The organism is Albidovulum sp. (genome assembly GCF_041919395.1).
Lineage (GTDB): Bacteria > Pseudomonadota > Alphaproteobacteria > Rhodobacterales > Rhodobacteraceae > Albidovulum.
The window spans coordinates 1-3469 of record NZ_JAYRTX010000162.1 but is presented as its reverse complement, the minus strand read 5'-3'; the positions used below and the strand labels follow the sequence as shown (position 1 = coordinate 3469).

Sequence of the window (3469 nt, the reverse complement as noted above, 5' to 3'; positions counted from 1 at the left end):
TGATGGACCCGGAGGTGATCCGCACCGAGGGCGCTGCGCGCCGCCCGTTCCAGGGCTGGCGCTATCTGGAGACGAAGGACGCCCCGCGCGACCTGCCCCGGGGACGGGGCACCGACAGCGCGCTGCCACAGGAGATGGCCCTGGCGCTGGCCGAGATCGGGTTGCGCTGACCCGAAGCCGCCAGCGGGGGCCAGCCCCCGCACCCCCGGAGTATTTCGGCCAGGAAGAAGATCAGGGCGCGGCGTTCAGGCTGCGAGAATCAGATTGAGGCGGGATCGAAGCCGAGGCGGTGCCCGAGGCCGGCGAGGGTCGTGCCCACGCGCGCGCCCCAGTTCGCCGCCCGGGCGGCGTAGAGCGTCGCCTGGCTCTGATGGACCAGCCCGTCGGCGAGGACCTTCAGGTGGTTCGCCCGCAGCGTCTCGCCGGTCGAGGTGATGTCGGCGATGGCCTCGGCCGTGAGGTTCTTCACCGTGCCTTCTGTCGCACCCTGGCTGTCGACCAGCTGGTAGTCGGCGACGCCATGGGAGGTGAGGAACTCGCGCACGAGCCGATGGTACTTGGTGGCGATGCGCAGGCGGTGGCCATGCGCCCGGCGGAAGGCGGCGGCGGCGGCGTCGAGGTCGTCGAGCGTGTCGACGTCGATCCAGGCGGCCGGGACCGCGATGACGAGGTCGGCATGGCCGAAGCCGAGCGGGGCAAGCTCCGCGACCTGGCGGTCCCAGTCGGCGAGCTTGTCGCGCACGAGGTCCGATCCGGTGACGCCGAGGTGGATGCGCCCCGCCGCCAGCTCGCGCGGGATTTCGCCCGCCGAAAGGAGGACAAGTTCCAGCCCGTCCACGCCCTCCACCGCGCCGGCATATTCGCGGTCGGTCCCGGCGCGGCGGAGCGTGATGCCGCGGGTGCCGAACCAGTCGAAGGTCTGCTCCATGAGCCTGCCCTTGGAGGGGATGCCGAGCTTCAGCATCACGCTTCCCCCTTCAGGTCGGCCACGATGCCCGGACGGATCACGCCGCCCACGGCGGGGATGGAGCGGCCCTGCCCGAGAACCGTCGTCAGCGCGTCATAGCGCCCGCCCGAGGCGACCGGAGGCAGGTCCGGGTCGGCGGCATGGAAGGAAAAGACGAAGCCGTCGTAATACTCGAGCGTGGTGCGGCCGTGGCTCGCTTCGAAATCGAGGTTGTCGATATCGATCCCCTTCGCGGCGAGCGCGTCGAGGCGGGCGGCCATGCGCCCCACCGCCGGGGCGATGGCGGGCATGTCGCGCGCGCTTTCGCGCAGACGGGTCAGTGCGGCGGGGCTCTTGGCGGCGAAGTTCAAGATGTCTTCGAGCCGCGCGACCTCTTCGGCGGCGATGGGGGCGGCGGCGGCGTCTTCCTGAAGGGCCTTCAGGCGTGCCGCGATTTCGGCTTCGGAGCGCAAGCCGACGGGCGGAGCCGAGCCAGGAGGCTGGCCCGCCGCAAGCGATGCGAGAAGCCGGGCGCGCGTCTCCGGGACCGGAGTCCTGCCGCCGAAACGGTCGAGAAGCTGGGTGAAGCGGCGGGGGCGCCAGATATGCCGCAGAAGCGCGGCCTTGCGGCTTTCGAGGGTCTTCAGCCCGCGCACCGCCGCCGTCAGGATCGCGAGGTCGCCGGTGACGGCGCGGAGGTTCAGGGGCGCGATGAGATCGGCGATGAGGGCGAAGACCTCGGCATCGGCGGCGACCGGATCGGCGCGGTCGAAGACTTCGTAACCCACCTGGAAATATTCGCTTTTGCGGACGGTCAGGTGTTCCTGCTTGCGGAAGACCTCGCCCATGTAGCAATAGCGCGCGGGCTCCGCGCCGTCCGACATGTGCATCTGCACCACCGGCACGGTGAAGTCGGGGCGCAGCATCATCTCGCCCCGCAATGGGTCGTTCGTCACATAGGCGCGGGCGCGGATATCCTCGCCGTAAAGGTCCAGCAGAACCTCGGCCGGTTGCAGGATGTCGGCCTCGACCGGCACCGCGCCTGCGGTCCGGAACGCGGCCATGAGACGCTCGGCCTCGGCGCGGGCCCCGGCCCTCTCGGCCATTCAGGCGGACCCCAAGAGGCGCTTGACCTCGGCCACGAGGCTGTCGCGCGGCACCTCCGTCTGGGCGGGCTGGCTCTTCCATTCCTCATGGCTCGCCTCGGCGGCGATCTTCGCCCCGAGGAAAAGGTCCTTGAGCTGAACGACGCCGCGCGCCGCCTCGTCCGTGCCCTGGATCACGGCGACGGGGGAGTTCCTCTTGTCGGCATACTTCAGCTGGTTGCCGAAGTTCTTCGGGTTGCCGAGATAGACCTCGGCGCGGATGCCGGCGCGGCGGAGGTCCGTCGCCATCGCCTGGTAGTCGGCCATCCGCTCGCGGTCCATGACGGTCACGACGACCGGGCCGCGGGTATCGGCCCCGAACCGCCCCTTGGCGCGGAGCGCGGCGAGCAGGCGGTCGACGCCGATGGAGACGCCGGTCGCGGGGACCGCCTGGCCGGTGAAGCGCTTCACCAGGTCGTCGTAGCGCCCGCCGCCGGCGACCGAGCCGAACTGGCGCGGGCGGCCCTTCTCGTCGAGGATTTCGAACGTCAACTCGGCCTCGAAGACCGGGCCGGTATAATAGCCGAGGCCGCGGACCACGGAGGGGTCAACAAGAAAACGTTCATCTACATACCCTTGCGCCTCTGCATACTCGATGATCTCTCGAGTCTCCTTGACGCCGAGCCAGCCAACGTCAGACCGGTGGACCAACTCCTCCAAATGGTCGAGCATTCGCTTGTTCCAGATTGGCCGGTATTTTCCGTATGTCGCAATTTCGTCGCGCATGGCTGGGTCGACGGAATACCTTGCCCCGTCCAGCTGATGCATTCTTGCCAGATCGCCCTCATCGCGAGCATTCGAGCCTTCGATAGCAAGCTTATTGGCAACTTCGCCAAAGGCGTTAACGAACTTCATAATCTGGTCGACTTGAAGCGCAGAGAGCCCCGCCCCCTTGGTGAAGTCACCGCTTTCATCCTTCCGCCCCTCGCCCAAAAGGGCGCGGACACCTTCCGGCCCTAGCCGGTCTAGCTTGTCGATAGCACGAAGCACAATGCCGCGTTCGTGGGCGAATTTTTCCGGGTCGGCGGGGTCGAGGATGTCCGCGACCTCCATCACCCCGTTCAGCACCTTCCGGTTGTTGACCCGCACCACATAGTCCCCGCGGGGAATGCCGACCTCTTCGAGGGCGTCGGCCAGCATCGCGCAGATCTCGGCATCCGCCGCGACCGAGGCCGCGCCCACCGTATCCGCATCGCATTGATAGAACTGGCGAAATCGGCCCGGCCCGGGCTTTTCGTTGCGCCAGACGGGCCCCATCGCGTAGCGGCGGTAGGGCGTTGGCAGGTCGTTGCGGTATTGCGCCGCCACCCGCGCGAGGGGCGCGGTCAGGTCGTAGCGGAGCGCCAGCCAGTCGCCCTCGCGGCTCGCCCCCTCCTCG

4 protein-coding genes are annotated in these 3469 nt (G+C 68.7%); 1 reads left to right on the top strand and 3 read right to left on the bottom strand.

The window, feature by feature from the left end; translation table 11 throughout:
- Positions 1–170: DUF1489 family protein (locus tag ACMUOO_RS16735; RefSeq protein WP_413855765.1), on the top strand; the 170-nt coding region annotated here is incomplete at its 5' end.
- An 89-nt stretch (positions 171–259) separates the two neighbouring features.
- On the opposite strand, the gene hisG is transcribed toward ACMUOO_RS16735, so the two are convergent.
- The 3 genes from hisG to hisS all read right to left on the bottom strand — a co-directional run.
- Entirely contained in the window at positions 260–967 is a 708-nt protein-coding gene (gene hisG, locus ACMUOO_RS16730; RefSeq protein ID WP_301919637.1) for an ATP phosphoribosyltransferase, read from the bottom strand.
- The gene (locus tag ACMUOO_RS16725) at positions 964–2052 is read right to left on the bottom strand and encodes an ATP phosphoribosyltransferase regulatory subunit (RefSeq protein ID WP_413855764.1); all 1089 of its coding nucleotides are present in this window, start codon (positions 2050–2052) and stop codon (positions 964–966) included. Before ACMUOO_RS16725 ends, hisG begins: the two co-directional genes overlap by 4 nt.
- The coding region (gene hisS, locus ACMUOO_RS16720; protein WP_413855763.1) for a histidine--tRNA ligase at positions 2053–3469 on the bottom strand (1417 nt) is incomplete at its 5' end.